The sequence below is a fragment of the Pseudomonas sp. PONIH3 genome (genome assembly GCF_002934345.1).
GTDB lineage: Bacteria > Pseudomonadota > Gammaproteobacteria > Pseudomonadales > Pseudomonadaceae > Aquipseudomonas > Aquipseudomonas soli.
On sequence record NZ_CP026386.1, the window covers coordinates 3,879,421 to 3,904,075 of the forward strand.

Genomic DNA, 24,655 nt, shown 5'->3' on the forward strand with positions numbered 1-24,655 from the left:
AGGGCCTTGCGCCGCACGGTGTCGACTGGGCATCAATTAGACGGCCTCGTTGTTCTCGTCCTCGAACGCGGCGAATACCGGATCCTCGGTGACGATCTCTTCGGCGGCGATGAACTCTGGCGTGACGATGCCTTCGGCGATTTCACGCAGGGCGACGACGGTCGGCTTGTCGTTTTCCCACGCAACGCGGGGCTCTTTGCCGCCGGTAGCCAGCTGGCGGGCGCGCTTGGTCGAGAGCATGACCAGCTCAAAGCGGTTATCCACGTGTTCCAGGCAGTCTTCAACAGTTACGCGGGCCATGGTCTTCCTCAGTAGCAAATGCGGTTAGGCGTGCAGCCCAGAATGGGCAGGCGGACTCGATAGTTTAAAAAATCACCAGCCAATAGGGAAGGGCTGTTTTGTCGGGTGGCCTTTCTCCGATGCTGTTGGAATCGCTTTGCGGGCCCTGTGGAAGCGGACTTGCCCGCGAAGCAGTCCGTGTCCTGCCTGATTCGGACGATAACGGTTCTTGTTACCTGAAAACAACCGCCCTTGACGCGTTAACGCAACATCGCGTCGCGCAGGCGCGGGGTCAGCTCCTCGAACAGCGTCTGCACCGAGCGCAGGGCACGGCAATCGGGCCGCGTCAGCAGCCATAACTGGGTGTCGCAGCCGGGCAGCGGGCCGCTCAGTGCCGCGACGCCGGGCAGGTCGTGGACCATGTAGTCGGGCAGTGCCGCCACGCCCAGGCCGGTGGTCACCAGTTGGGCGATGGTCGACATGCCGCTGCACTGGTAGCGCGGGATCAGGCCGGGATGATGCTGGTTGCGCCAGACCACGGTGGCGTGGTCCTGCATGGAATCGTCGGGGGCGATCCAGGGCACGCTCAGGGGGGCCTCCTGCAGCCGCTCGCGCAGCGCCGGCTGGCCGCAGACCACATAGGAGGTCGACCCCAGGCAGCGCCCGACAAGGTGCTCCGGCGGCGTGTTGGTCAGGCGCAGGGCGATGTCGGCATCGCGGCGGCTGAGGTTGGCGAAGGTGTTGGAGGTACCCATCTCCAGCGACAACGCCGGATAGTTGGGCATGAACTCGGCCAGCGCCGGCAGCAGCAGGCTGTGCAGCACGGCCTCGGTGCAGGTCAGGCGCACGGTGCCGCTGACCACCTGTTCGCCGCTGGTCAGGGCGATGCGCGCCGCGTCCAGGGCCTGCTCGGCGCGCTCGGCCTGTTCGGCCAGGGCCTGGGCGGTGTCGGTGGGCAGGTAGCCTTTACGGCTCTTGACGAACAAGGCGGTGCCCAGCGCCGACTCCAGCCGGCGGATCGAGCGGAACACCGTCGAAACGTCGACCTTGAGCAGTTCGGCTGCCTTGGCCAGCGAGCGGCCGCGCTCCAGTGCCAGGACCAGGGAAAGGTCCGCATGGTTGATCTGATATTGCATCGGTGCACGCTCTGCTTGCCAAAATGCCAATGTCTGTTGCGTTTTGGCCATTTTATAGTGGAACGGCCCCCGGGAATCAATGCAGCCGGTCGGCAACCAGCCCCCAACGATGGGCCAGTGAAAAGAACAACAGCAGCACCATCGTCGCCCTCCAAGGCGTCATCCGCAGTTCCCACATCGCCGCTCCGAATCAAAGGATGTACAGCCATGACGTCGGTCTCCCCGTGCGCCAGTTCTTCCCGCGAGATGAATGAATTCCTGGATGCCCATCCGGATACCCAGTACGTCGACCTGCTGATCTCCGACATGAACGGCGTGGTGCGCGGCAAGCGCATCGAGCGCGCCAGCCTGCACAAGGTGTACGAGAAGGGCATCAACCTGCCGGCATCGCTGTTTGCCCTGGATATCAACGGCTCGACCGTCGAAAGCACCGGGCTGGGCCTGGATATCGGTGACGCCGACCGCATCTGTCTGCCGATTCCTGGCACGCTGTGCGACGAACCCTGGCAGAAACGCCCCACCGCCCAGCTGCTGATGACCATGCATGAGCTGGACGGCGCGCCGTTCTTTGCCGACCCGCGGGAAGTGCTGCGCCAGGTGGTGAGCAAGTTCGACGACTTGGGCCTGGATATCTGCGCCGCGTTCGAGCTGGAGTTCTACCTGATCGACCAGGACAACCTCAACGGTCGCCCGCAGCCGCCGCGCTCGCCGATTTCGGGCAAGCGCCCGCAGTCGACCCAGGTGTACCTGATCGACGATCTCGATGAGTACGCCGACTGCCTTCAGGACATGCTCGAAGCCGCCAAGGAGCAGGGCCTTCCGGCTGATGCCATCGTCAAGGAAAGCGCCCCGGCGCAATTCGAGGTGAACCTGCACCACGTCGCCGACCCGCTGAAGGCCTGTGACTACGCGATCCTGCTCAAGCGCCTGATCAAGAACGTCGCCTACGACCATGAGATGGATTCCACCTTCATGGCCAAGCCCTATCCGGGCCAGGCCGGCAACGGCCTGCACGTGCACATTTCGTTGCTGGACAAGAAAACCGGCAAGAACATCTTCGCCAATGAGGATCCGCTGCAAAGCGACACCCTGCGCCATGCCGTCGGCGGTGTGCTGGAAACCATGCCGGCATCGATGGCGTTCCTCTGCCCGAACATCAACTCGTACCGTCGCTTCGGTGCCCAGTTCTACGTGCCCAACGCGCCGAGCTGGGGCCTGGACAACCGCACCGTGGCCGTCCGCGTGCCGACCGACAGCAGCGAGAACGTGCGCATCGAACACCGCGTGGCTGGCGCCGACGCCAACCCGTATCTGATGCTTGCGGCGATCCTCGCCGGCATTCACCACGGCCTGACCAACAAGATCGAGCCGGACGCGCCGATCGAAGGCAACTCGTACGAGCAGTTGGAGCAGAGCCTGCCGAACAACCTGCGCGATGCCCTGCGCGCGCTGGATGACAGTGAAGTCCTCAACCAATACATCAGCCCGGACTACATCGACATTTTCGTGGCCTGCAAGGAGAGCGAGCTGGCCGAGTTCGAAGTGTCGATCTCCGACCTCGAGTACAACTGGTACCTGCACACGGTGTAAGCCCATGAGCGCAATTGCGGTCCCCTTGATCGGTGTCAGCGCCTGCCGCCAGCAGGTGGGGAAGAACTCGTCGCACACGGTGGGCGACAAGTATGTCGAGGCCGCGGGCTTTGCCGGGCTGCCGCTGATCCTGCCGGCCCGTGACGGCGGCAGCGACACGCAGGCGCTGCTGGCCAGGCTCGATGGCATTCTTTTTACCGGTTCGCCTTCAAATGTCGAGCCGCATCATTACAATGGCGCGCCCAGCGCGGAAGGCACCCGGCACGATCTTGCACGTGACCGCCTGACCTTGCCGCTGCTGCAGGCGGCCATTGCCGCGGGTGTGCCGGTGCTCTGCATCTGCCGTGGATTCCAGGAACTGAACGTGGCCCTCGGTGGCAGCCTGCACCAACGGGTGCAGGAATTGCCCGGCTACCTGGACCACCGCGAACCTGAGGACGCACCCCTGGAGGTGCAATACGGCCCTCGTCACCCCGTCGGCATACAGCCGGGTGGGATGTTCGAGCGCCTGGGCCTGGCTGCGCGGTTCGAGGTCAACTCGCTGCACAGCCAGGGTATCGACCGCCTGGCCCCGGGCCTGCGCGTCGAGGCACGGGCCCCGGATGGCCTTATTGAAGCGGTGTCGATGCCTGATGCGCCGGGCTTTGTACTCGGCGTGCAGTGGCACCCTGAATGGCGTTTCGCCGAAAACCCGGTTTCGCTGCGCCTGTTCGAGGCGTTCCGCGAGGCCTGCATTGCCCATGCTGCACGGGAGGGTGTGCGCCAGAAGACCCTCTGACGTCACCCGGTAGTCTCGGATGACCCACCCCGGCAGTGAGCTTTCAATGAGTGGAAGCGGGCCCTCTACGGGGGCCTGTGAAAACAATTCCAATAGTTACGGCAAATACTCATGAGCGATTACACAGAAGCCGGCCGCCCACCCGACGTGGCGGCCGACTCGGGCAACACCCAGCGCAGCAAGGGCCTGGCCAAGGGCCGCCTCGGCCTGCTGGCCAGCGTCGTGCTGGGCATTTCCACCATTGCACCGGTCTATACTCTGACTGGCGCGCTCGGCCCGACCGTGCGTGAAGTCGGCGCCCACTTGCCGGCGGTGTTCATCGTCGGCTTCCTGCCGATGCTGCTGGTCGCCCTGGGCTACCGCGAGCTGAACTCGGCGGAGCCCGACAGCGGCACGTCCTTCACTTGGTCGGCCCGGGCCTTCGGCCCGATGATCGGCTGGATTGGCGGCTGGGGGCTGGTGGTGGCCACCACCATCGTGCTGTCCAACCTGGCAGGCGTGGCGGTGGACTTCTTCTACTTGTTCCTGGCGCAGATCACCGGCAACCAGGAGCTGGCCGCGCTGGCGGACAACCTGTTGATCAACGTCACCACCTGTTGCGTGTTCATCGCCCTGGCAGTGTGGATCTGCTGTCGCGGCATGGCCACCACCATGACGGTGCAGTACGGCCTGGTGGCCTTGCAGTTGCTGGTCCTTATCGGCTTCGCCTTTGCCGCGTTCGGCGAGACCACCGCGCCGCCGCCGCTGGCGTTCGACCTGGCCTGGTTCAACCCGTTCGGTGTCGAGTCGTTCTCGGCCTTTGCCGCCGGTCTGTCGCTGTCGATCTTCATTTTCTGGGGCTGGGACGTGTGCCTGACCGTCAGCGAAGAGTCGATCGGCAGCGACGAAGTGCCGGGCAAGGCGGCGACCTGGACCGTGCTGCTGATCCTCGGCCTGTACCTGCTCACCGCCATCGCCACCCTCCAGTTTGCCGGGATCAGCGAGCATGGCTTGGGCCTGAACAATCCGCGCATCCAGGAGAACGTGTTCGCCCACCTGGCCGGGCCGGTCATGGGCCCGCTGGCGATTCTGATGTCCATCGCGGTGCTGGCCAGCACCGCCGCCTCGCTGCAATCGACCTTCGTCTCGCCAGCGCGCACCCTGCTCGCCATGGGTTACTACGGCGCTGTGCCGCAACGCTTCGCCACGGTGTGCCCGCGTTCGCAGACGCCGCGCTACGCGACGATCTGTGCCGGTATTGCCGCGGGCCTGTTCTACGTGACCATGCGTACCCTCAGCGAGAACGTGCTGGCCGATACCATCACCGCCCTGGGCATGATGATCTGCTTCTACTACTCGCTGACGGCCTTCGCCTGCGTGTGGTACTTCCGCCGCAGCCTGTTCGACAGCGTGCGCCACTTCTTCATGCGCGGCGTGTGCCCGCTGGTGGGTGGCCTGATCCTGTCGGTGATCTTCCTGCGCACGGCGATCGACAGCGCCTCGCCAGACTTCGGCAGCGGCTCGCATGTGGGTGGGCTGGGGCTGGTATTCGTGATCGCGGCGATCATCTCGGCGCTGGGTATCGTGCTGATGCTGCTGTCGCGGCTGCGTGCGCCAGCGTACTTCCTGGGGGCTACCCTGCGTCAGCAGGCGACGTTGCAGTTGCAGGAATAAACCAGTCGGAATCCTCGCGGGGCAATCCCGCCGCCACGCCAAACGCGTGGCGGCGGGATTGCCCCGCGATGCTTTTTCAGCCGACCAGTTGTTTCAGCAGTGCTCCATGGCGCTGTTGCTGTTTTTTCAGCAGCAGACGGTTCGATGCGAACACTGCCTTCATTTCTTCCAGTGCCACTGCGAAGTCATCGTTGATGATGACGTACTCATATTCGTCGTAGTGCACCATCTCGCTGACCGCTTCCTTCATGCGTCCGGCGATGATTTCCTCGCTGTCTTGGCCACGGCCGTCCAGGCGTTGGCGCAGGGCCTCCTGGCTTGGCGGCAGGATGAAGATCGAACGCGCCTCGGGCATCAGCTTGCGCACCTGCTGGGCACCTTGCCAGTCGATCTCCAGGATCAGGTCGTAGCCCTGGTCGAGGGTTTCCTGCAGGGCGCTGCGCGAAGTGCCGTAGAAGTTGCCGAACACTTCGGCGTGCTCGAGGAAATCGCCCTGGGCGATCAGTGCCTTGAACTCTTCGTGGACCACGAAGTGATAGTTGACCCCGTGTTCCTCGCCCGGGCGCATGGCACGGGTTGTGTGGGAGACCGAGACGCGGACGCGCTCGTCGTCCTTGATCAGGGCAGTGACCAGGCTGGTCTTGCCGGCGCCGGACGGGGCCGAGACGATGTAGAGGGTGCCGCTGCTGTGGTTCATGGTAGGGGTGGCCTTACTCGATGTTCTGTACTTGTTCACGCATCTGTTCGATCAGCACCTTCAGGTTGACTGCCGCCTGCGTGCTGCGTGGGTCGAATGCCTTGGAGCCAAGGGTGTTGGCTTCGCGGTTGAGCTCCTGCATCAGGAAGTCCAGGCGCCGGCCAGCGGCGCCGCCCGACTTGAGCACACGGCGCACTTCGGTGACGTGGGTGCTGAGGCGGTCCAGCTCTTCGGCGACGTCGCTCTTCTGCGCCAGCAGGACCATTTCCTGCTCCAGGCGCTGCGGGTCGAGCTCGGCCTTCATATCGCCGAAGCGATCGAGGACCTTCTGCCGTTGCGCGGCCAGCATCTGCGGCACCAGGGTGCGCAGGGTGGCGACTTCGCCGGCCATGCTGTCCAGGCGCTCGTTAATCAGCCGGGCCAGTTCGGCGCCTTCGCGTTGGCGGCCGGCCTTGAGTTCGGTCAGGGCTTCGTCGAACAGTGCGATGGCTTCGGCATTGAGCGCTTGCGGATCGGTGGCGTCGGCCACCAGCACGCCCGGCCAGGCCAGTACTTCCAGCGGGTTGAGCGGTGCCGGTTGCTTGATCAGGCTGGCGACGGTTTCGGCGGCGGCCACCAGTTGCGCGGCACGTTCGCGATCGACCTGCAGTGGCTTGCCGGTGCTGTCCTCGCTAAGGCGCAGGGTGCACTCGACCTTGCCGCGCGAGAGGCCTTGGCGCAGGCCTTCGCGTACGGCGCCCTCGAGGTCGCGCAGGGCCTCGGGCAGGCGCAGGTGGGGTTCGAGATAGCGGTGGTTGACCGAGCGCAGCTCCCAGACCAGGGTGCCTTGGCTGCCGGCGCGCTCGACACGAGCAAAAGCGGTCATGCTATGCACCATGGGGAGTACCTCGCGTATTCAGGTGGACGGGGAGCCTGTCGGCTGCAAGGCGCAGGATTGTAGCGCAGTGCGGCGCGGGCGCCCAATCCAGCCATGCTAACGGTCGCCCCTAAACCTGTCGGAAAACACGACAGGCTGCGCGAGCGCGACGACAGGCGTGCCTTCGTCGGGTGTCGGGCTCTATAATGCTCGGCAGATTCAAAGTCCCCGTACAGGTATTCCAGATGAAACGTCCAAGTGGTCGCGCCGCCGATCAGCTCCGCTCGATCCGCATTACTCGCAACTACACCAAGCACGCCGAAGGATCGGTTCTGGTCGAGTTCGGTGACACCAAGGTCATCTGCACGGTCAGCGTCGAGAACGGTGTTCCCCGCTTCCTCAAAGGCCAGGGCCAAGGTTGGCTGACCGCCGAGTACGGCATGCTGCCGCGCTCCACCGGCGAGCGTAACCAACGCGAGGCCAGCCGTGGCAAGCAAGGCGGCCGCACCCTCGAGATCCAGCGCCTGATTGGCCGCTCCCTGCGCGCCGCGCTGGACATGAGCAAGCTCGGCGACATCACCCTGTACGTCGACTGCGACGTGATCCAGGCCGACGGCGGCACCCGCACTGCCTCGATCACCGGCGCCATGGTCGCTCTGTGCGACGCCCTGGCGGTGATCAAGAAACGTGGCGGTCTCAAGGGTGGCAACCCGCTCAAGCACATGATCGCTGCGGTATCGGTGGGCATGTACCAGGGCGAGGCCGTGCTCGACCTCGACTACCTCGAGGACTCCGCCGCCGAGACCGACCTGAACGTGGTCATGACCAGCGCCGGTGGTTTCATCGAGGTGCAGGGCACCGCCGAGGGCGCGCCGTTCCAGCCTGACGACTTCAACGCCATGCTGGCGCTGGCGCAGAAAGGCATGGACGAAATCTTCGAACTGCAGAAGGCGGCGCTGGCCGACTGAGCAGACACCAGGGAGGTGCGGGATATGAACGACTCGGATCTGCCGATCACCCCGCCCAGCGCCGATGTCCGGCAATGGGCGATGTTCTGCCATCTCTCGGCATTATTGGGGCTGGTGCTGCCCCTTGGGCATTTGCTGGGCCCGTTGGTGCTGTGGCACCTCAAGCGCGAGCAGGACCCGTTCATCGATGCCCAGGGCAAGGAGGCGCTGAACTTCCAGATCAGCGTGACCATCGCCGGTTTCGTCTGCTTCCTGCTGATGTTCGTGTTCATCGGCATCCTGCTGTTCGCCGTGCTGATGGTGGCGGTGCTGATCCTGATCATCCTGGCAGCGGTCAAGACCAATGAAGGGCAGCCATATCGCTATCCCTTCATCTGGCGGCCGATCAGATAGACACAAAAAAGCCGACCTGATGGTCGGCTTTTTTGTGCGTGCCATCCTCAGATGGTCAGCGTCCAGTCATAGTCCACGATCAGCGGCGCGTGCTGGGAGAAGCGCGGCTGGCGCGGCAGGCGAGCGTTGCGCACGAAGCGGCGCAGGCCTGGGGTAAGGATCTGGTAGTCGAACCGGTAACCCAGGTTGAGCATCTCGGCCTGCTCGTTGTCCGGCCACCAGCTGTACTGGTCGCCTTCACGGCTGACTTCGCGCAGGGCATCGACATAGCCCATGTCGCCGACGATGGCGTCCATCCAGGCGCGCTCGGGCGGCAGGAAGCCCGGCGACTGCTGGCTGTCACGCCAGTTCTTGATGTCTAGCTTCTGCTGCGCCACGTAGAACGAACCGCAGTAAATGTACTCGCGACGCTTGCGGCGCTGCTTGTCCAGGTACTTGGCGAAGTCGTCCATCAACTTGAATTTCTGGTTCAAGTCCTCGTCGCCGTTCATGCCCGAAGGCAGCAACAGGCTGGCAATACTGACTTTGTCGAAATCTGCTTGCAGATAACGCCCGTAGCGGTCGGCTGTCTCGAAGCCCAGGCCGGTGATGACTGCCTTGGGCTGCATGCGCGAGTAAAGTGCCACGCCACCTTGGGTGGGCACCTCCGCGTCGCAGGCGTAAAGGAAATAGCCATCGAGCTGGAAAGCTGGGTCGTCGAGTTCAAAGGCCGAGGCGCGGGTATCCTGAAGGCAGATGACGTCGGCATTCTGGGCTTGCAACCAGCTGAGCAATCCACGCTCGGCCGCAGCCTGAATGCCATTTACGTTCACACTGATGATCCGCATAAATGGCCCCAAAAATCTCGTGCGTGTATGATACCCGAGCTCAACACATTTAGCTAAATCCGTGGTGTCCGGGACCTTTCATGCAGCCGTATCAGCGCGACTTCATCCGTTTTGCCATCGATCGCGGCGTTCTGCGCTTCGGTGAGTTCACCCTGAAATCGGGGCGTACCAGCCCGTACTTCTTCAATGCCGGTCTGTTCAACACCGGGTCCGCCCTGGCGCAGCTGGGGCGTTGCTACGCGGCGGCCATCGTCGACAGCAAGATCTCCTTCGACGTGCTGTTCGGCCCGGCGTACAAGGGCATTCCGCTGGCAGCCACCACGGCGGTGGCGTTGGCTGACCAGCACCAGCTCGACGTGCCATGGTGCTTCAACCGCAAGGAAGCCAAGGACCACGGCGAGGGCGGCAACCTGGTCGGCGCCCCGCTGGCCGGCGACGTGCTGATCATCGACGACGTGATCACCGCCGGCACTGCCATCCGCGAAGTGATGCAGATCATCAACGCCCAGCAGGCCAAGGCTGCTGGCGTGCTGATCGCGCTGAACCGCGAAGAGCGCGGCAATGGCGAGCTGTCGGCGATCCAGGAGGTCGAGCGCGACTTCGGTATCCCGGTCGTGAGCATCGTCTCGCTGACCCAGGTACTGGAATTCCTGGCTGACGATCCGCAGCTCAAGCAACACCTGCCGGCGGTCGAAGCCTACCGCGCCCAGTACGGTATCTGACGCGCACACGGCAACGGAAAAGGCGACCCTGAGGTCGCCTTTTTCATGCCGGTGTTTCAACGGCCGTTGGGGTAGGGGTCCTGCACGGCGTCGCCGACACCAGTCAGGATCTTCCAGGCCCGCTTCGGGTGGGAGATGGTGTCGAAATCGGGGCAAGGCGGTAGTGACTTCTTACCCTGATTGGAGTACTCGTAGCCGCAGTCGGCACACTCGTAGCTACCTGCGGAAACATCGCTGCCGTAGGGAACCTCGTCTTTTTTCATCGCTGGATCTCCTGTGTGTGGGAAGTCTCCATGCTAATCAGCCGATGAAAGCAGATGTTGTAGTACCCGTCCGACACTGCTGTGGGGCTGTTCTGGGCAGTGCTCGTCTTATCGCGCTACAAGCCCGTACCCTCCATCTGCGTGGGGGGCGGGCTTGCATAGCAGTGGGCTGGTTGAATCAGCGTGGCTTGCGGTTGCTGATCAGCGTGCCCACGCCGCTGTCGGTGAAAATCTCCAGCAGCACGGCATTCGGCACGCGGCCGTCGATGATGTGCGAGCTGTTCACGCCGCCCTGGACGGCATCCAGCGCGCACTTGATCTTCGGCAGCATGCCACCGTAGATGGTGCCGTCGGCGATCAACTCGTTGACCTGCTCGGTGCTCAGCCCGGTGAGGACCTCGCCCTGCTTGTCCATCAGGCCGGCGATGTTGGTCAGCAGCATCAGCTTCTCGGCCTTCAGCGCCTCGGCCACCTTGCCGGCTACCAGGTCGGCGTTGATGTTGTACGACTCGCCGTTGGCACCCACGCCGATCGGCGCGATCACCGGAATGAAGTCACCCTTGACCAGCATGTTCAGCAGGTCGGTGTTGACGCTGACGACCTCGCCGACATGGCCGATGTCGATGATTTCCGGGGTGGTCATTTCCGGGGTCTGGCGGGTGACGGTGAGCTTCTTGGCGCGGATCAGCTCAGCATCCTTGCCGGTCAGGCCGATGGCGCTGCCGCCGTGGCGGTTGATCAGGTTGACGATGTCCTTGTTCACCTGGCCGCCCAGGACCATCTCCACCACGTCCATGGTCGCCGCGTCGGTGACGCGCATGCCATCGATGAAGTGGCTGTCGATCGACAGGCGCTTGAGCAGGTCGCCGATCTGCGGGCCGCCACCGTGAACCACCACCGGGTTGATGCCTACAGCCTTCATCAGCACGATGTCACGGGCGAAGCCGGTCTTGAGCTCCTCACTCTCCATCGCGTTGCCGCCGTACTTGATCACCAGGGTCTTGCCGACGAAGCGGCGGATGTAAGGCAGTGCTTCGGACAAAACCTCGGCTACATGGGAAGCGGCATCGCGATCGAGGGTCATGCAGGGCTCCAGGTAAGGAACGGATAGTCGTCAGAACGGCAGTTGCAGGCCTGGTTGGACCCGCAGCAACTGCGTGCGGAATACAGCCTTGATTCGGTCGAGTTCTGCGGCGCTGTCGGCCTCGAAGCGCAGCACCAGCACCGGTGTGGTGTTGGAGGCGCGAACCAGGCCCCAGCCGTGGGGATAGTCGACCCGCACACCGTCGATGGTGGTCAGGCTGGCTTCGCCCCAGTCGGCGTCGCGTTGCAGTGCATCAATGATGCTGAATTTACCCTCGTCGGTCACATCAATGTTGATTTCCGGCGTGGAAATATCATTTGGGAACGCGGCGAACAGGCGTTCGGCGTTCTGCCCGGCCTTGCTGAGGATCTCCAGCAGGCGCGCGGCGCTGTAGATGCCGTCGTCAAAACCGTACCAGCGTTCCTTGATGAAGATGTGCCCGCTCATCTCGCCAGCCAGCAGCGAGCCGGTCTGTTTCATCTTCTTCTTGATCAGCGAGTGGCCGGTCTTCCACATCAAGGCACGGCCACCGTGCTGTTCGATCAGCGGTGTCAGGCGGCGCGTGCATTTGACGTCGAAGATGATCTCGGCGCCCGGGTTACGCGATAGAACGTCCTGGGCGAACAGCATCAGCAGGCGGTCGGGGTAGACGATGCTGCCAGTGTTGGTCACCACACCCACGCGGTCACCGTCGCCGTCGAAGGCCAGGCCGATATCGGCGCCGGTCTCTTTCACCTTGGCGATCAGGTCTTCCAGGTTCTCGGGCTTGCCCGGATCCGGGTGGTGGTTGGGGAAGTTGCCGTCGACTTCGCAGAACAGCGGGATGACGTCGCAGCCCAGCGCTTCGATCAGTTGCGGAGCGACCACGCCGGCGGCGCCGTTGCCGCAGTCGACCACCACCTTCAGGCGCTTGGCCAGTTTCACGTCGGCGACGATCTGCTGGAAGTAGCGATCAAGGATCTCGACCTTTTCCACGCGGCCTTCGCCGCGGGACAGGTCGTTGCTCTTCAAACGCGTCAGCAAGGCCTGGATTTGCTCGTTGGCGAGAGTGTCGCCGGCGATGACGATCTTGAAACCGTTGTAGTCCGACGGGTTGTGGCTGCCGGTGAGCATCACCCCCGACTTGCCAGCCAGCACGTTGGCGGCGTAGTACAGCGCTGGGGTCGGCACCAGGCCGACATCGCTGACCTGGCAACCGGCGTCGGCCAGGCCTTTGATCAGTTGCTCGACCAGCATCGGGCCGGACAGGCGGCCGTCACGGCCGACCGAGATCTGTGGCTCGCCCTGGGCGAGGGTCTGGGCGCCGATGGCGCGACCGATCCAGTAGGCGGTCTCGGCATGCAGGGTCTTGCCGACCACGCCGCGGATGTCATAGGCGCGGAAGATGCTGTCGGGCAGTGCGGGGACCAGCTGGGCCATGTCGTTCATCTCTGGGGACTCCAAGTATTCAAAGGCTTCTGGGCAGGCACAAACTGAACGCTTGGACGGTGGTTTCGCCGCAGAGTTCGCCATCCATGGCCCAACGGTCTGTCGTTGGCTCAGCGGGTGCCCGAATGGCCGAAGCCGCCGGCGCCACGCTGGGTTTCGTCGAACTGCTCGACGATATCGAAGTGCGCCTGCATCACCGGCACCAGGATCAGTTGCGCAATGCGCTCGCCGACGGTGATGGTGAACGGCGTGTTACCACGGTTCCAGCAGGACACCATCAGCTCGCCCTGGTAGTCGGAGTCGATCAGGCCAACCAGGTTGCCCAGCACGATGCCGTGCTTATGGCCCAGGCCCGAGCGCGGCAGGATCATGGCCGCCAGGCCCGGGTCGCCGATGTACACCGACAGGCCAGTGGGGATCAGCAGGGTCTGGCCCGGTTCGAGGACGGTGTCCTCCTTGAGCAGGGCACGCAGGTCCAGCCCGGCGGAACCGGGGGTGGCGTACTGCGGCAGGGGGAATTCGGTGCCTAGGCGTGGGTCGAGGATCTTGGCTTGAAGAGCGTGCATGTAACTTATTGAACCTGGTTGAGCCGTTCGGCGATGAAGGCGACCAACTGGCGGGCAATCTTGCCTTTGCTGGTCTGCGCGAAAAGGGTTTGATGCTGCTGCCGGTCTATCACGGTCAGGGCATTTTCCTCGCTGTTGAAGCCGATGCTGGGGTTGGCCACATCATTGGCGACGATCAGGTCGAGGTTCTTGTCCTTGAGCTTGCGCGTGGCGTAGTCGAGCAGGTGCTCGGTCTCGGCGGCGAAGCCGACGCTGAACGGGCGGTCGGCGCGACCGGCAATGGTCGCAAGGATATCGGGATTGCGCACCATCTGCAGCAGCATGCCGTCGCCGGTGGTGGGATCCTTCTTAAGCTTCTGAGGGGCGACGACCTCCGGGCGGTAGTCCGCGACCGCAGCCGAGGCGATAAACAGGTCGCACGGCATGGCTGCTTCGCAGGCCGCGAGCATGTCCCGCGCGCTGACCACGTCGATGCGACTGACCCGGTCGGGGGTCTGCAGGTGCACAGGACCGGTGACGAGGGTAACCCGAGCTCCGGCTTCGGCGGCGGCCTCGGCCAGGGCGAAGCCCATCTTCCCTGAACTATGGTTGGTGATGTAGCGCACCGGGTCGATGTTCTCTTGGGTGGGGCCGGCGGTGATCAGCACGTGCTTGCCGGTCAGGGCCTGGCGCTTGAAGCTTTCGGCGGCGCACCACGCCAGGTCGGTGGCTTCGAGCATGCGACCCAGGCCCACGTCGCCACAGGCCTGGCTGCCGGAAGCCGGGCCGAATACCTGGATGCCGCGGCTCTTGAGCAGCTCGAGGTTGGCCTGGGTCGCCGGGTCGCGCCACATGGCCTGGTTCATCGCCGGGGCGACGGCAACGGTGGCGTCGGTGGCCAGCACCAGGGTGGTCAGCAGGTCGTCGGCCATGCCCTGGGCCATGCGCGCCATCAGGTCGGCGGTGGCCGGGGCGATCAGCACCAGGTCGGCCCATTTGGCCAGCTCGATATGGCCCATGGCCGCTTCGGCCGCGGGGTCGAGCAGGTCCATGTGCACCGGGTGGCCGGACAGCGCCTGCAGCGTGAGCGGGGTGATGAACTCGGCGCCACCACGGGTCATGACCACGCGCACCTGCGCGCCGTGTTCCAGGAGTCGGCGAATCAGCTCGGCGCTCTTGTAGGCGGCGATGCCGCCACCCACGCCGAGAACGATGCGCTTGCGATACAACCGCTGCATAGGCCTTGCCTTATTCCAGTGAAAGCGGGTGGCGACGACAGCTGCCTGCGGCAGATCGTCGCATTTTCGAAGCGAACTAGATTAACACAGCGCCCAAAGGGGCCGTAGTGGCAGGCGAGGAGGGGAAATGAACATCAGGGAGTGGCCGGCTGAAGAACGGCCGAGGGAGAAGTTGTTGCAGCGTGGCGCGGGGATCCTGTCGGATGCGGAATTGCTGGCGGTTCTGCTGGGGTCTGGGGTTGCCGGGCGCAATGTGCTCGACCTGGCGCGTGGGTTGCTGGCAAAGTTCGGCGGGCTGCGCCAGTTCCTCGAGGCGGATCGGGCCATGGTGCTGCGCGAGCCTGGCCTGGGGCCGGTGCGGTATGCGCAGTTGCAGGCATTGCTGGAAATAGGCAGGCGCTACCTGGACGAGCACATCGAGCGTGCGTCGGTTCTGGAGAGCCCGGCCTCGGTGAGGCGCTATCTCAAGTCCATGCTGCGGCACGAGTCCAGCGAGGTGTTCGGCTGCCTGTTCCTGGACACCAAACATCGGCCGCTGGCGTTCGAGATACTGTTCCGTGGCACCATAGACCGCGCGAGTATCTACCCCCGCGAGGTCGTTCGGCGCTCATTGCTGCACAACGCGGCGGCCCTGATCCTTTGCCATAACCATCCGTCGGGCATATGCGAGCCGAGTCAGGATGACGTGCACTTGACGCTGATGCTCAAGCGCTCGCTGGCGCTGATCGATGTGCGGGTGATGGACCATGTCATCGTGGGTGATGGCGAGCCTTTGTCGATGGTCGAGCATGGATGGCTGGCCGGTTAGGCAGCGCGGGGCAAGCCCGCTGTCACAATGACTGTGGGCTTGCCTCGTGATTGGGCGTCAGCGGTTGACTGAGACCTTGCTGAAATCCTGCCGCCCGAACGGGCTCACCTGGTAACCCTGTACGTCCTGGCGCAGCAACGCTGCCGCAGTCGGATGCGCCAGCGGCAGCCACAGCGCCTGCTGCTGGATCAGCGTCTGAGCCTGCTGGTACAGGCGGCTGCGCACGCTCTGGTCGTTGGTGGTGCGGCCGGCGTTGATCAGCTGGTCCAGGCGGTTGTCGCAGAAACGCGCGAAGTTGGTCCCGGACTTGACCGCGGCGCAGGCAAACTGCGGGCTGAGGAAGTTGTCCGGGTCGCCGTTGTCTCCGGCCCAGCCCATGAACAGCAGGTCGTGCTCGCCGGCCTTGGCGCGGCGGATCAGCTCGCCCCACTCGATGGTGCGGATCTCGGCCTTGATGCCGATTTTCGCAAGGTCGGCCTGCAGCATCTGTGCGCCCAGGCTGGGGTTGGGGTTGAGCAGGCTGCCCGACGGGCGGGTCCAGATGGTGGTCTCGAAACCCTTGCCCAGGCCGGCCTTGGCCAGCAATGCCTTGGCTTTCTTGTGATCGAGTGTGTAGCCGGGCAGGTCCTTGGCATAGCTCCAGGTATTCGGCGGATAAGGACCGTTGGCGGCAGTGGCGGTATCTTCGAACACGGCCTTGAGGTAGGCCGGCTTGTCGAAGGCCAGGTTGATGGCCTGGCGCACTTCAGGCTTGTCCAGTGGCGGGTGCTGGCTGTTGATGGCGACGAAGGCGGTCATGAATGCCGGGGTGGTGGCGACCTTGAGGTTGCCGTCCTTGCCGGCCTCGGCGATGTCCAGCGGCTTGGGCGACAGGGCCACCTGGCATTCGCCGCGCCTGATCTTTTGCAGGCGGACGTTGGCGTCCGGGGTGATGGCGTAGATCAGCGGGTCGACCGACGGCTTGCCGGCGAAATAGTCAGGGTTGGCGCGGTAGCGCACCACGGCGTCTTTCTGGAAACGCTGGAAGACGAACGGGCCGGTGCCCACTGGCTGGTTGTTGAGTTTCTCGGGGGTGCCGGCCTTGAGCAGCTTGTCGGCATATTCGGCGGAGTAGATCGAGGCAAAACCCATGCTCAGGGTGGCCAGGAAAGTGGCGTCGGCGTGGGTCAGGGTGAAGCGCACGGTGTGCGGCTCGGGTGCGTCGATGGCCTTGATCAAGCTGCCCAGTTGCAGAGATTGGGCATGCGGGTAGCCGCCCGGGGCGGTCTTGTGCCAGGGGTGGGCCGGATAAAGCATGCGTTGGAAGCTGAACAGGACGTCGTCGGCGTTCAGTTCGCGGGTCGGCTTGAAGTAAGCGGTGGTGTGAAACTTCACGTCCGGGCGCAGCTTGAAGTCGTAGACCAGGCCGTCAGGCGACACCGTCCAGCTTTGCGCCAGGCTTGGCACCACCTTGCCCTCGGCGGCATCGAACTCGACCAGGCGGTTCATCAGCACGTCGGCCGAGGCGTTGGTAGTGGTCAGCGAGTTGTACTGCACCACGTCGAAGCCTTCGGGGCTGGCTTCGGTGCACACCGACAGCGCTGCGGCCTGGGCAAGGCCCGTGGCGCACAGGGTGGTGAACAGGAGGGAAAGGGCGGCGGCACGCATGGTGACTCCTTGGCTGGTCGGTGGCCCATCTGCCGGTGCAGTCTGGAAATTGAGGAAATGTCCTACCCTAGTGCGGGCATGGGCAAATGACCACACCCTTTCGCATTAATTCGGCGACGGGCGGTCGACAGCTTGCCGCCCCAGTCGTTATGCTGCCCAGGCGCGCTCGGCCCGACCGGAACTCTCATATTCTGTTGTTGTGGCGGAGTCTTTCTGGTATAAAGCAGCGCTCTTTTCTAGGGGCTCGGTCTGTCGCGTAAGCGCACCCGGCCGATAAGACCCCCGGGAACACGGCGCCTTGGCGCCATTGACTGAGAGATTAAGCGGCCAACCCATGCCGGGTTGGGCATGTGGTTTTAGAGGGCTGAGGCATGTCGAGAGTCTGTCAAGTTACCGGTAAGGGTCCGGTAACTGGGAACAATATTTCCCACGCAAACAACAAAACCCGTCGTCGTTTCCTGCCGAACCTGCAGCACCACCGTTTCTGGGTTGAGTCCGAGAAGCGCTTCGTGCGTCTGCGCGTTTCCGCCAAAGGCATGCGTATCATCGACAAGCGCGGCATCGATGCCGTTCTGGTCGACATCCGTCGCGCTGGCGCCAAGGTTTAAAGGAGAACATCATGCGTGAATTGATCCGTCTGGTTTCGAGTGCCGGTACCGGCCACTTCTACACCACCGACAAGAACAAGCGCACCACTCCGGACAAGATCGAGATCAAGAAGTACGATCCGGTCGTCCGCAAGCACGTGGTGTACAAGGAAGCCAAGATCAAGTAATTGATCGGCAACCTGAAAACCCGCAACCGCAAGGTGGCGGGTTTTTTTATGTCTCCAGCAAAGTCATCGCGGGGCCTGCATGAAGCCGGGCCCCGCGATTGGGTTCATTTCTGCTCGAACATCACATAGATCTTGCGGCACGGCTCCAGCACTTCCCAGGTGCCCTTGAAGCCTGCGGGGATCACAAAGCGATCGCCGGCACGCAAGGTCTTGGCGCCGCCGTCCTGGTCGCGCAGCACCGACACACCCTGGACGATCTCGCAGTACTCGTGCTCGGTGTAGTTCACCGTCCACTGGCCCACCTCGCCTTCCCAGACGCCCGCAGCGAACTGCCCGCACGGGCTGGTGTAGTGGTTGTAGACAGCCTGGTCAGGCTCGCCCTTGAGGATTTTCTCCGCTGCCGGACGGTAGCGTTCGGCTTCGGTCAGAACTTGGGCAAAGTCGACGATGCTGGTGATACTCATGGTGGTTACCCTGTCGTTGTTTAATAAAATGAACATCAGTAGGCATTTGAGCCGTTGGTGTCAAATATATTGATAGTTTCCCCGCCCTGGTTTAGGGTGGCAGGTGCCCGTGTGCGTCGTCACCCGGCCAGAATTTCTGACAGCGCCCGTGAGTCCTCAGTGCGGCGTTGCACCTTAACAAGAGAGGAGTTTCCTATGACCACCCTGACTCGTGCGGACTGGGAACAGCGTGCCCAGCAACTGAAGATCGAAGGCCGCGCCTTCATCAACGGCGAATACACCGATGCCGCATCCGGTGAAACCTTCGACTGCCTGAGCCCGGTGGACGGACGCTTCCTGGCCAAGGTCGCCAGCTGCGACCTGGCCGACGCCAACCGCGCTGTCGACAACGCCCGCGCCGTGTTCGAATCCGGCGCTTGGTCGCGCCTGGCCCCGGCCAAGCGCAAGGCCAAGCTGATCCGCTTCGCCGACTTGCTGCGCAAGAACGTCGAGGAACTGGCCCTGCTCGAAACCCTCGACATGGGCAAGCCGATCGGTGACTCCTCCACCATCGACATTCCGGGCGCGGCGCAGGCCATCCACTGGACTGCCGAAGCCATCGACAAAGTCTACGACGAAGTCGCCCCGACCCCGCACGACCAACTGGGCCTGGTGACCCGCGAGCCCGTGGGTGTGGTCGGTGCCATCGTGCCGTGGAACTTCCCGCTGCTGATGGCGTGCTGGAAGCTGGGCCCAGCCCTGGCCACCGGCAACTCCATCGTGCTCAAACCGTCCGAAAAATCGCCGCTGACCGCAATCCGCATCGCCCAGCTGGCCATCGAGGCCGGTATTCCGGCTGGCGTGCTGAACGTGCTGCCAGGCTACGGACACACCGTGGGCAAGGCCCTGGCCCTGCACATGGACGTCGACACCCTGGTGTTCACCGGTTCGACCAAGATCGCCAAGCAGCTGATGGTCTATGCCGGTGAGTCGAACATGAAGCGCGTGTGGCTGGAAGCCGGTGGCAAGAGCCCGAACATCGTCTTCGCCGACGCCCCTGACCTGCAGGCCGCCGCTGAGGCCGCCGCCAGCGCCATCGCTTTCAACCAGGGCGAAGTCTGCACCGCAGGTTCGCGCCTGTTGGTCGAGCGCTCGATCAAGGACAAGTTCCTGCCCATGGTGGTCGAGGCCCTCAAGGCCTGGAAACCGGGCAACCCGCTGGACCCGGCAACCACCGTCGGTGCCCTGGTCGACACCCAGCAGATGAACACCGTGCTGTCCTACATCGAGGCCGGTCACCAGGATGGCGCCAAGCTGCTGGCTGGTGGCAAGCGCATCCTCGAAGAGACCGGTGGCACCTACGTCGAGCCGACTATCTTCGACGGCGTGACCAATGCGATGAAGATCGCCAAGGAAGAGATCTTCGGCCCGGTACTGTCGGTGATCACCTTCGACACCGCCGAAGAGGCCGTGGCCATCGCCAACGACACGCCATACGGCCTGGCGGCGGGCATCTGGACCTCGGACATTTCCAAGGCGCACAAGACCGCCCGCGCCGTGCGCGCCGGCAGTGTCTGGGTCAACCAGTACGACGGTGGCGACATGACCGCGCCGTTCGGTGGCTTCAAGCAGTCGGGCAACGGCCGTGACAAGTCGCTGCACGCGCTGGATAAGTACACCGAGCTGAAGGCGACCTGGATCAAGCTGTAATCGGGTAGCGCCTTTTTTCGCGGGGCAAGCCCGCTCCCACATGAGTAGTGGGAGCGGGCTTGCCCCGCGATGCTTTTTGCCAGAATTCTTACCCGGAGGCCGCTATGCGTTGGGGAACCTACTTTGCCGTCCTGGCGTCGGTGCTCAGTGTCGGGCTTGCGCTCGGCGTGAGTATGCCGCTGGTGTCCCTGCGCCTGGAGGGTTGGGGCTACGGTGGATTCGCCATCGGCGTGATGGCGGCGATGCCGGCCCTAGGTGTGCTGGTCGGTGCCAGCCTGGCCAGCCGCCTTGCCGGTTGGGTCGGCGTACCCATGGCCATGCGTCTGTGCCTGTGGGGTGGGGCGCTGTCGATCAGCCTGGTGGCGCTGCTGCCCAGTTATGCCCTGTGGCTGGTACTGCGCTTGATGATCGGTATGTCGCTGACGGTGGTGTTCATCCTTGGTGAGAGCTGGATCAACCAGTTGGTGGTCGAACAGTGGCGTGGCCGGTTGGTAGCGCTGTATGGCAGCAGCTATGCACTTAGCCAGTTGGCCGGCCCGTTGGTTCTAGGTTTTCTGGGCTCTGACGATGATTTCGGCTTCTGGGCGGCGAGCGGCTTGTTGCTGGTTGCACCGCTGATTCTGCTGGGGCGCGGCGGTGCACCGACCACTGAGGCGTGCAGCGTGACCTTCGCCGATCTGTTCGGCTTTTGTCGGCGTCTGCCGGTGATCGCCTGGGCGATCGCGCTGTTTGCGGCATTCGAGGCGATGATCCTGACGCTACTGCCGGTCTACTGCCTGCAGCAAGGGTTCACCACGGAGGTGGCGTTGTTCATGGTCAGCACTGTGGTGGTGGGTGATGCGGTGCTGCAATTACCGATTGGCGCCTTGGCCGATCGCATGTCACGGCGAACGCTGTTCAGCGGCTGTGCACTGACCTTGCTGGTCTCAAGCCTGGTGATTCCAGTGCTGCTGCATAACCCGGCGATCTGGCCGCTGTGGGTCCTGTTCGGTGCCAGCGCGGGCGGCTTGTTCACATTGTCACTGGTGCTGATCGGCGAGCGCTATCGGGATGACGAACTGGTGCGGGCCAATGCTCACGTGGCGCAGCTGTGGGGTATCGGTTGCCTGCTCGGGCCGTTGCTGGCCGGGGCGGGGAGCCAGTGGATCAGCGGGCACGCGTTGCCGTTGCTGATGGCAGCGGGAGCGGCGGGGTTGGTGCTGCTGACACGGCGCAAAGATGCATTTGAACCTGCGGCGGCGTGATTACTGACTGGGGCTGCTACACAGCCCCTCGCCGTCAAGCTTACACACATCTGTAGCGCACCATCTCGATCCGATGCAGCGGGCCCACAACGGGCCCTAGCCGGCTTCATCAGACATCATCCGAGGCGAACAACCGCTCCAGCTCCACCCGCGCCTCCTTGGCCGTCTGCATCACCTTGGCCCGGTCGTCGCGTACCTGCCCCTGGGCCTCCAGGACCTGCTCATCATGCTCGGTGAACCGGGCGATGCGGTCTGTCGCCTGCGCTTCGGTGAGCCCCAGCCCGATCAACGCGCGCCGGCTCATCTCCAGGCTGGAATAGAACGTCTCGCGAATCGGGTCGGCACCCACGTCAATCAGCTTGTGCACGTGCTGGCGGTTGCGTGCCCGGGCGATCACTTTCAGGTGCGGATACAGGCGCTTGGCCCGCTCCGCGGTGTGAATGGCCACCTCGGGATCATCAATGGTGATGATGAAATACTCCGCCTCGCCAACCTTGGCCGCGTGCAGCACTTCGGGGCGCAGCGGGTCGCCATAGAACACTGGCACCTGTTCGAACATGCGAGTCATTTCGATGGCGTCGACCGAGGTCTCCAAGGCAATGAACGGGATCTTCTGCGCCCGCAGGATGCGCGCGACGATCTGGCCCATGCGGCCCATGCCGGCGATCACCACGCGCGGGGTGCCCGCGTCGATGGCCTTGTACTGCTCGGGCACCTCGCGGGCCGCCTGCGGGCGCTTCAGGGCGCGGGCGCAGCCGAGCATCAGCAGTGGCGTTAGCGCCATCGACAGGGTGATGGTCATCAACAGCAGGTCGTAGGTCTGGGTGTCGAGCAGGCCCTGGTCCTTGCCCAGCTTGAACACCACGAAGGCGAACTCGCCGCCGGCGGCCAGTACCATGCCCAGGCGCAGGGCGCTGGCGCTGTTCAGGCCACCGGCCAGGCGGCCGACGCCTATCAGCAACGCCAGCTTCACGCCGATCAACAACAGGGTCAGGCCCAGCAACACCAGCGGCATTTCCAGCAGCAGGCGCAGGTTGGCGCCCATGCCGACGCTGATGAAGAACAGGCCCAGCAGCAGGCCTTTGAACGGCTCGATCTGCGACTCCAGCTCATGGCGGTATTCGGAGTCGGCCAGCAGCAGGCCGGCGAGGAAGGCGCCCAGAGCCATGGACACGCCGGCTTCCTCCATCAGCCAAGCGGTGCCGATTACCACCAGAAGCGCGGTGGCTGTGGAGACTTCCGGCAAACCGGTGCGGGCGACGATACGGAACAACGGACGCAGCAGATAGCGGCCGCCGACGATGACGATGGCGATGCTGGCGAACACCTTCAGGCCATGTTCGATGCTGTCGCCGTGGCTGGTGTCGGGGCCGCTGGCGGCCAGCAGCGGCACCAGGGCGATCAACGGGATTGCGGCAATGTCCTGGAACAGCAGGATGGCGAAGGCCAGCCGACCGTGGGGCGCATTGAGCTGCTTGCTCTCGGCCAGGCTCTGCAGGCCCAGTGCGGTGGATGACAGCGCCAAACCCAGGCCGAGCACGATGGCCGCCGGCAGGCTCTGGCTGAAGCCGAACAGGGCGATGGCGCCAAGTACCGCGCCGGTCAGCACGACCTGAGCGGTGCCGACGCCGAACACCGATTTGCGCATCAGCCACAAGCGTCGTGGTGAAAGCTCCAGGCCGATGATGAACAGCAGCAACACCACACCCAGCTCGGAGATGTGCGCGACGCTCTCGGTGTCACGGATCAGTCCCAGGGCCTGCGGGCCGATGGCCACGCCGGCCAACAGGTAGCCGAGCACGGCGCCCAGTTGCAGGCGCTTGGCCAGTGGCACGGCGACCACGGCGGCGAGGAGGAAAATGACGGCGGTTTGTAGAAGGCTGCCTTCGTGTGGCATCGCTCGGACTCCTTGAACTGCATGCGGCAGCGCTTGATGCAACAGCTTATGCCATCGATGAAAGAGGCGGGCATTTTCGGCGGACAAGGGATACAGGACAATCCTGGGGTTACAGGAAGCAGCGTTCTGAATGTCGGACCTTTGCTGAATCAGTCGCGGGACAAGCGCGCCCACAGGTGTGATGTCTGCGTGGGAGCGGGCTTGCCCCGCGGAGGCGATCGACCCGTTATTGCAGATGGGTTTTCAAGGCCTGTGCCGCCTGGTCCATGGCACTGCGCACACTAGGCACGCTGCTCAGTACATTGAGCAGGCCATAGTCATGGATCATGCCGTTGTATCGCACGGCGGTCACCGGCACTCCGGCGGCGTCCAGTTTCCGGGCATAGGCTTCGCCTTCGTCGCGCAGCACGTCCATTTCGGCGGTTTGCACCAGGGCCGGCGGCAGGCCCTTCAATTGCTCCACGCTGGCGCGCAGCGGCGAGGCGTGGATGTCGTCGCGCTGGCGCGGGTCGGTGATATAGCTGTTCCAGAACCACTGCATCATGTTGCGGGTCAGGAAGTGTCCTTCGGCGAACTGGTTGTAGGACGCATTGTTGAAGTTGGCGTCGGTCACCGGCCACAGCAGTGCCTGGAAGCGCAGCTTCGGCGTGCCGGCCTCCTTGGCCTTCAGTGCCACCACCGCGGCCATGTTGCCGCCGACGCTGTTGCCGGCAACCGCCAGGCGGCTACCGTCCACGCCGATCTCCTTGCCATGCTCGGCAACCCAGCGGGTGGCCGCGTAAGCCTGGTTGATCGCGGTGGGGAACTTCGCTTCGGGGGACGGCGTATAGTCGACATACACTGCCGCAGCACCGGAGCCCACCACAAGGTCACGGATCAGGCGTTCGTGGGTAGGGTAGTCACCCAGCACCCAACCGCCACCGTGGAAGAACATGAATACCGGCAATTCGCCCTTGGCCCCTGCGGGCCGAACCACACGGATCTCCAGTGGCTGACCACCGGCCTGGATGGTCCGGCGTTCGACGCGTATCTCCGACACATTGACCTTTACGCCGGCTTGGGCTCCGCTGAGCACCGCACGGGCATCCTTGGGCGCCAGGGTCTCCAGCGGCTTGCCGCCACCGGCGGCCAGGGCGTCGAGGAAACCCTGGGTGGTGTGTTCGACACCGGGGCTGCCGGCGGCGAAGGCGCTGTTCACGGCAAGGGCCAGCAGGCCGGCGGTCAGGGTGTGGGACAGTTTCATGTTCTAGCTCCTTTGGTGGGCGAGCCGCGGCTCAGTTCTGATTGGCAAGGACGGTGGGTTGCACGTAACTCACGGCGCGCAGCTGGCCGCTGCTGTCGCGGTAGGTCAAGGTGGCGGTGCTGGTCTGACCTTGGGTGCTGGTGGGGGCATCGACGCTGACGACCTTGGCGATGTCCAGGTCCATGCCATAGTGGTACGAGGTGGCTTCGCTGGCGAAGCTGCTGACGCTGGTGCCGAGGGCCAGGGTGGTGACGGTGACGGCGAAGGCTTTGCGAAGGGTCATGATCGTTCTCCGGGTTCTGCTGAGTGGGGTTGGCGACTGCTTACTGCTTGAGGTGATATTGCGCGCAAATATTTAGTGCGCAAAATATATTTCCGCTATGAGATCGATTGACTGGGTCTGTCGAAGGAGCTCAGCCATGATGCAGCGG

25 protein-coding genes and 1 pseudogene are annotated in these 24,655 nt (G+C 63.8%); 11 read left to right on the forward strand and 15 right to left on the reverse strand.

The window, feature by feature from the left end; genetic code table 11:
* Positions 1–36 precede the first annotated feature (36 nt).
* Positions 37–300, reverse strand: a complete 264-nt coding sequence (rpoZ, locus tag C3F42_RS17920; protein WP_008091595.1) for a DNA-directed RNA polymerase subunit omega — start codon at positions 298–300, stop codon at positions 37–39.
* 239 nt (positions 301–539) lie between these two features.
* Entirely contained in the window at positions 540–1,415 is an 876-nt protein-coding gene (locus C3F42_RS17925; protein WP_104444693.1) for a LysR family transcriptional regulator, read from the reverse strand.
* Positions 1,416–1,622: 207 nt separating this feature from the next.
* Between C3F42_RS17925 and C3F42_RS17930 the strand changes: the two genes are divergently transcribed.
* The 3 genes from C3F42_RS17930 to C3F42_RS17940 all read left to right on the forward strand — a co-directional run bounded on the left by C3F42_RS17930 (position 1,623) and on the right by C3F42_RS17940 (position 5,436).
* A complete protein-coding gene (locus tag C3F42_RS17930) occupies positions 1,623–3,005 on the forward strand; it encodes a glutamine synthetase family protein (RefSeq protein WP_094010901.1) in 1,383 nt (460 codons plus the stop codon).
* Between the two features lie 4 nt (positions 3,006–3,009).
* Positions 3,010–3,783: a gamma-glutamyl-gamma-aminobutyrate hydrolase family protein gene (locus C3F42_RS17935; RefSeq protein ID WP_023631274.1), complete on the forward strand. Its 774-nt coding sequence runs from the start codon at positions 3,010–3,012 to the stop codon at positions 3,781–3,783.
* Between the two features lie 111 nt (positions 3,784–3,894).
* Entirely contained in the window at positions 3,895–5,436 is a 1,542-nt protein-coding gene (locus C3F42_RS17940) for an APC family permease (RefSeq protein WP_023631275.1), read from the forward strand.
* A 76-nt stretch (positions 5,437–5,512) separates the two neighbouring features.
* Here the strand turns inward: C3F42_RS17940 and gmk are convergent, their stop codons facing one another.
* Together gmk and C3F42_RS17950 are read right to left on the reverse strand one after the other, a co-directional pair.
* Positions 5,513–6,133, reverse strand: coding sequence for a guanylate kinase (gmk, locus tag C3F42_RS17945; RefSeq protein WP_023631276.1), 621 nt, complete (start codon positions 6,131–6,133; stop codon positions 5,513–5,515).
* Between the two features lie 13 nt (positions 6,134–6,146).
* A complete protein-coding gene (locus C3F42_RS17950; RefSeq protein ID WP_038707059.1) occupies positions 6,147–7,010 on the reverse strand; it encodes a YicC/YloC family endoribonuclease in 864 nt (287 codons plus the stop codon).
* A 224-nt stretch (positions 7,011–7,234) separates the two neighbouring features.
* On the opposite strand from C3F42_RS17950, the gene rph reads away from it, so the two are divergent.
* Together rph and C3F42_RS17960 are read left to right on the forward strand one after the other, a co-directional pair.
* Positions 7,235–7,957 (forward strand): ribonuclease PH, encoded by a 723-nt coding sequence (gene rph, locus C3F42_RS17955; protein ID WP_038707058.1) that lies wholly within the window; start codon positions 7,235–7,237, stop codon positions 7,955–7,957.
* A gap of 24 nt (positions 7,958–7,981) precedes the next feature.
* Positions 7,982–8,350 (forward strand): DUF4870 domain-containing protein, encoded by a 369-nt coding sequence (locus tag C3F42_RS17960; RefSeq protein ID WP_023629897.1) that lies wholly within the window; start codon positions 7,982–7,984, stop codon positions 8,348–8,350.
* A 47-nt stretch (positions 8,351–8,397) separates the two neighbouring features.
* Here the strand turns inward: C3F42_RS17960 and C3F42_RS17965 are convergent, their stop codons facing one another.
* Positions 8,398–9,177, reverse strand: coding sequence for an exodeoxyribonuclease III (locus C3F42_RS17965; protein WP_023629898.1), 780 nt, complete (start codon positions 9,175–9,177; stop codon positions 8,398–8,400).
* A gap of 80 nt (positions 9,178–9,257) precedes the next feature.
* Here C3F42_RS17965 and pyrE point away from each other — a divergent pair, with 80 nt between their 5' ends.
* The gene (gene pyrE / locus C3F42_RS17970) at positions 9,258–9,899 is read left to right on the forward strand and encodes an orotate phosphoribosyltransferase (protein ID WP_023629899.1); all 642 of its coding nucleotides are present in this window, start codon (positions 9,258–9,260) and stop codon (positions 9,897–9,899) included.
* A 56-nt stretch (positions 9,900–9,955) separates the two neighbouring features.
* Here pyrE and C3F42_RS17975 read toward each other — a convergent pair whose 3' ends face one another.
* From C3F42_RS17975 to coaBC, 5 genes and pseudogenes are all read right to left on the reverse strand, one after another.
* Positions 9,956–10,162, reverse strand: coding sequence for a hypothetical protein (locus C3F42_RS17975; protein ID WP_023629900.1), 207 nt, complete (start codon positions 10,160–10,162; stop codon positions 9,956–9,958).
* A gap of 178 nt (positions 10,163–10,340) precedes the next feature.
* The gene (argB, locus tag C3F42_RS17980) at positions 10,341–11,246 is read right to left on the reverse strand and encodes an acetylglutamate kinase (RefSeq protein WP_023629901.1); all 906 of its coding nucleotides are present in this window, start codon (positions 11,244–11,246) and stop codon (positions 10,341–10,343) included.
* A gap of 30 nt (positions 11,247–11,276) precedes the next feature.
* Positions 11,277–12,650: pseudogene (locus C3F42_RS17985) on the reverse strand (phosphomannomutase/phosphoglucomutase); the annotation flags it as partial.
* Between the two features lie 134 nt (positions 12,651–12,784).
* A complete protein-coding gene (gene dut, locus C3F42_RS17990) occupies positions 12,785–13,240 on the reverse strand; it encodes a dUTP diphosphatase (RefSeq protein WP_094010903.1) in 456 nt (151 codons plus the stop codon).
* A 5-nt stretch (positions 13,241–13,245) separates the two neighbouring features.
* Positions 13,246–14,457 (reverse strand): bifunctional phosphopantothenoylcysteine decarboxylase/phosphopantothenate--cysteine ligase CoaBC, encoded by a 1,212-nt coding sequence (coaBC, locus tag C3F42_RS17995; protein ID WP_094010904.1) that lies wholly within the window; start codon positions 14,455–14,457, stop codon positions 13,246–13,248.
* A gap of 127 nt (positions 14,458–14,584) precedes the next feature.
* On the opposite strand from coaBC, the gene radC reads away from it, so the two are divergent.
* The gene (gene radC / locus C3F42_RS18000; RefSeq protein WP_023629973.1) at positions 14,585–15,265 is read left to right on the forward strand and encodes a DNA repair protein RadC; all 681 of its coding nucleotides are present in this window, start codon (positions 14,585–14,587) and stop codon (positions 15,263–15,265) included.
* A gap of 57 nt (positions 15,266–15,322) precedes the next feature.
* On the opposite strand, the gene C3F42_RS18005 is transcribed toward radC, so the two are convergent.
* Complete coding sequence (locus tag C3F42_RS18005; protein ID WP_038707056.1) at positions 15,323–16,912, reverse strand: ABC transporter substrate-binding protein; 1,590 nt, start codon at positions 16,910–16,912, stop codon at positions 15,323–15,325.
* Between the two features lie 371 nt (positions 16,913–17,283).
* Here C3F42_RS18005 and rpmB point away from each other — a divergent pair, with 371 nt between their 5' ends.
* Together rpmB and rpmG are read left to right on the forward strand one after the other, a co-directional pair.
* Complete coding sequence (rpmB, locus tag C3F42_RS18010) at positions 17,284–17,520, forward strand: 50S ribosomal protein L28 (RefSeq protein ID WP_023629974.1); 237 nt, start codon at positions 17,284–17,286, stop codon at positions 17,518–17,520.
* A gap of 11 nt (positions 17,521–17,531) precedes the next feature.
* Positions 17,532–17,687, forward strand: coding sequence for a 50S ribosomal protein L33 (rpmG, locus tag C3F42_RS18015; protein ID WP_003253507.1), 156 nt, complete (start codon positions 17,532–17,534; stop codon positions 17,685–17,687).
* 104 nt (positions 17,688–17,791) lie between these two features.
* Here the strand turns inward: rpmG and C3F42_RS18020 are convergent, their stop codons facing one another.
* On the reverse strand, positions 17,792–18,151 hold the full coding sequence (locus C3F42_RS18020) for a cupin domain-containing protein (RefSeq protein ID WP_094010905.1): 360 nt from the start codon (positions 18,149–18,151) through the stop codon (positions 17,792–17,794).
* A 195-nt stretch (positions 18,152–18,346) separates the two neighbouring features.
* On the opposite strand from C3F42_RS18020, the gene C3F42_RS18025 reads away from it, so the two are divergent.
* Positions 18,347–19,840 (forward strand): aldehyde dehydrogenase, encoded by a 1,494-nt coding sequence (locus tag C3F42_RS18025; protein WP_023629975.1) that lies wholly within the window; start codon positions 18,347–18,349, stop codon positions 19,838–19,840.
* 104 nt (positions 19,841–19,944) lie between these two features.
* Positions 19,945–21,084 (forward strand): MFS transporter, encoded by a 1,140-nt coding sequence (locus tag C3F42_RS18030; protein WP_023629976.1) that lies wholly within the window; start codon positions 19,945–19,947, stop codon positions 21,082–21,084.
* 109 nt (positions 21,085–21,193) lie between these two features.
* Here the strand turns inward: C3F42_RS18030 and C3F42_RS18035 are convergent, their stop codons facing one another.
* From C3F42_RS18035 to C3F42_RS18045, 3 genes are all read right to left on the reverse strand, one after another.
* Positions 21,194–22,981 carry a monovalent cation:proton antiporter-2 (CPA2) family protein gene (locus tag C3F42_RS18035; protein ID WP_094010906.1) on the reverse strand — a complete coding sequence of 596 codons (1,788 nt, stop codon included), beginning with the start codon at positions 22,979–22,981 and terminating at the stop codon, positions 21,194–21,196.
* A gap of 226 nt (positions 22,982–23,207) precedes the next feature.
* Positions 23,208–24,224 (reverse strand): alpha/beta hydrolase, encoded by a 1,017-nt coding sequence (locus C3F42_RS18040; RefSeq protein WP_094010907.1) that lies wholly within the window; start codon positions 24,222–24,224, stop codon positions 23,208–23,210.
* Between the two features lie 31 nt (positions 24,225–24,255).
* Positions 24,256–24,507 (reverse strand): DUF2790 domain-containing protein, encoded by a 252-nt coding sequence (locus C3F42_RS18045; RefSeq protein WP_094010908.1) that lies wholly within the window; start codon positions 24,505–24,507, stop codon positions 24,256–24,258.
* Positions 24,508–24,655: the final 148 nt, after the last annotated feature.

Excerpts from the sequence above, each read along its gene's own strand:
- C3F42_RS17940 (WP_023631275.1), top strand. The coding sequence starts at position 3,895 with ATGAGCGATTACACAGAAGCCGGCCGCCCACCCGACGTGGCGGCCGAC.
- C3F42_RS17965 (WP_023629898.1), bottom strand. The coding sequence starts at position 9,177 with ATGCGGATCATCAGTGTGAACGTAAATGGCATTCAGGCTGCGGCCGAG.
- argB (WP_023629901.1), bottom strand. The coding sequence starts at position 11,246 with ATGACCCTCGATCGCGATGCCGCTTCCCATGTAGCCGAGGTTTTGTCC.
- rpmB (WP_023629974.1), top strand. The coding sequence starts at position 17,284 with ATGTCGAGAGTCTGTCAAGTTACCGGTAAGGGTCCGGTAACTGGGAAC.
- C3F42_RS17950 (WP_038707059.1), bottom strand. The coding sequence starts at position 7,010 with ATGGTGCATAGCATGACCGCTTTTGCTCGTGTCGAGCGCGCCGGCAGC.
- dut (WP_094010903.1), bottom strand. The coding sequence starts at position 13,240 with ATGCACGCTCTTCAAGCCAAGATCCTCGACCCACGCCTAGGCACCGAA.
- C3F42_RS17935 (WP_023631274.1), top strand. The coding sequence starts at position 3,010 with ATGAGCGCAATTGCGGTCCCCTTGATCGGTGTCAGCGCCTGCCGCCAG.
- C3F42_RS17960 (WP_023629897.1), top strand. The coding sequence starts at position 7,982 with ATGAACGACTCGGATCTGCCGATCACCCCGCCCAGCGCCGATGTCCGG.
- C3F42_RS18025 (WP_023629975.1), top strand. The coding sequence starts at position 18,347 with ATGACCACCCTGACTCGTGCGGACTGGGAACAGCGTGCCCAGCAACTG.
- C3F42_RS18045 (WP_094010908.1), bottom strand. The coding sequence starts at position 24,507 with ATGACCCTTCGCAAAGCCTTCGCCGTCACCGTCACCACCCTGGCCCTC.
- C3F42_RS18020 (WP_094010905.1), bottom strand. The coding sequence starts at position 18,151 with ATGAGTATCACCAGCATCGTCGACTTTGCCCAAGTTCTGACCGAAGCC.
- rpoZ (WP_008091595.1), bottom strand. The coding sequence starts at position 300 with ATGGCCCGCGTAACTGTTGAAGACTGCCTGGAACACGTGGATAACCGC.
- C3F42_RS17930 (WP_094010901.1), top strand. The coding sequence starts at position 1,623 with ATGACGTCGGTCTCCCCGTGCGCCAGTTCTTCCCGCGAGATGAATGAA.
- C3F42_RS18035 (WP_094010906.1), bottom strand. The coding sequence starts at position 22,981 with ATGCCACACGAAGGCAGCCTTCTACAAACCGCCGTCATTTTCCTCCTC.
- rpmG (WP_003253507.1), top strand. The coding sequence starts at position 17,532 with ATGCGTGAATTGATCCGTCTGGTTTCGAGTGCCGGTACCGGCCACTTC.
- C3F42_RS17925 (WP_104444693.1), bottom strand. The coding sequence starts at position 1,415 with ATGCAATATCAGATCAACCATGCGGACCTTTCCCTGGTCCTGGCACTG.
- radC (WP_023629973.1), top strand. The coding sequence starts at position 14,585 with ATGAACATCAGGGAGTGGCCGGCTGAAGAACGGCCGAGGGAGAAGTTG.
- rph (WP_038707058.1), top strand. The coding sequence starts at position 7,235 with ATGAAACGTCCAAGTGGTCGCGCCGCCGATCAGCTCCGCTCGATCCGC.
- C3F42_RS18040 (WP_094010907.1), bottom strand. The coding sequence starts at position 24,224 with ATGAAACTGTCCCACACCCTGACCGCCGGCCTGCTGGCCCTTGCCGTG.
- coaBC (WP_094010904.1), bottom strand. The coding sequence starts at position 14,457 with ATGCAGCGGTTGTATCGCAAGCGCATCGTTCTCGGCGTGGGTGGCGGC.
- gmk (WP_023631276.1), bottom strand. The coding sequence starts at position 6,133 with ATGAACCACAGCAGCGGCACCCTCTACATCGTCTCGGCCCCGTCCGGC.
- pyrE (WP_023629899.1), top strand. The coding sequence starts at position 9,258 with ATGCAGCCGTATCAGCGCGACTTCATCCGTTTTGCCATCGATCGCGGC.
- C3F42_RS18005 (WP_038707056.1), bottom strand. The coding sequence starts at position 16,912 with ATGCGTGCCGCCGCCCTTTCCCTCCTGTTCACCACCCTGTGCGCCACG.
- C3F42_RS17975 (WP_023629900.1), bottom strand. The coding sequence starts at position 10,162 with ATGAAAAAAGACGAGGTTCCCTACGGCAGCGATGTTTCCGCAGGTAGC.
- C3F42_RS18030 (WP_023629976.1), top strand. The coding sequence starts at position 19,945 with ATGCGTTGGGGAACCTACTTTGCCGTCCTGGCGTCGGTGCTCAGTGTC.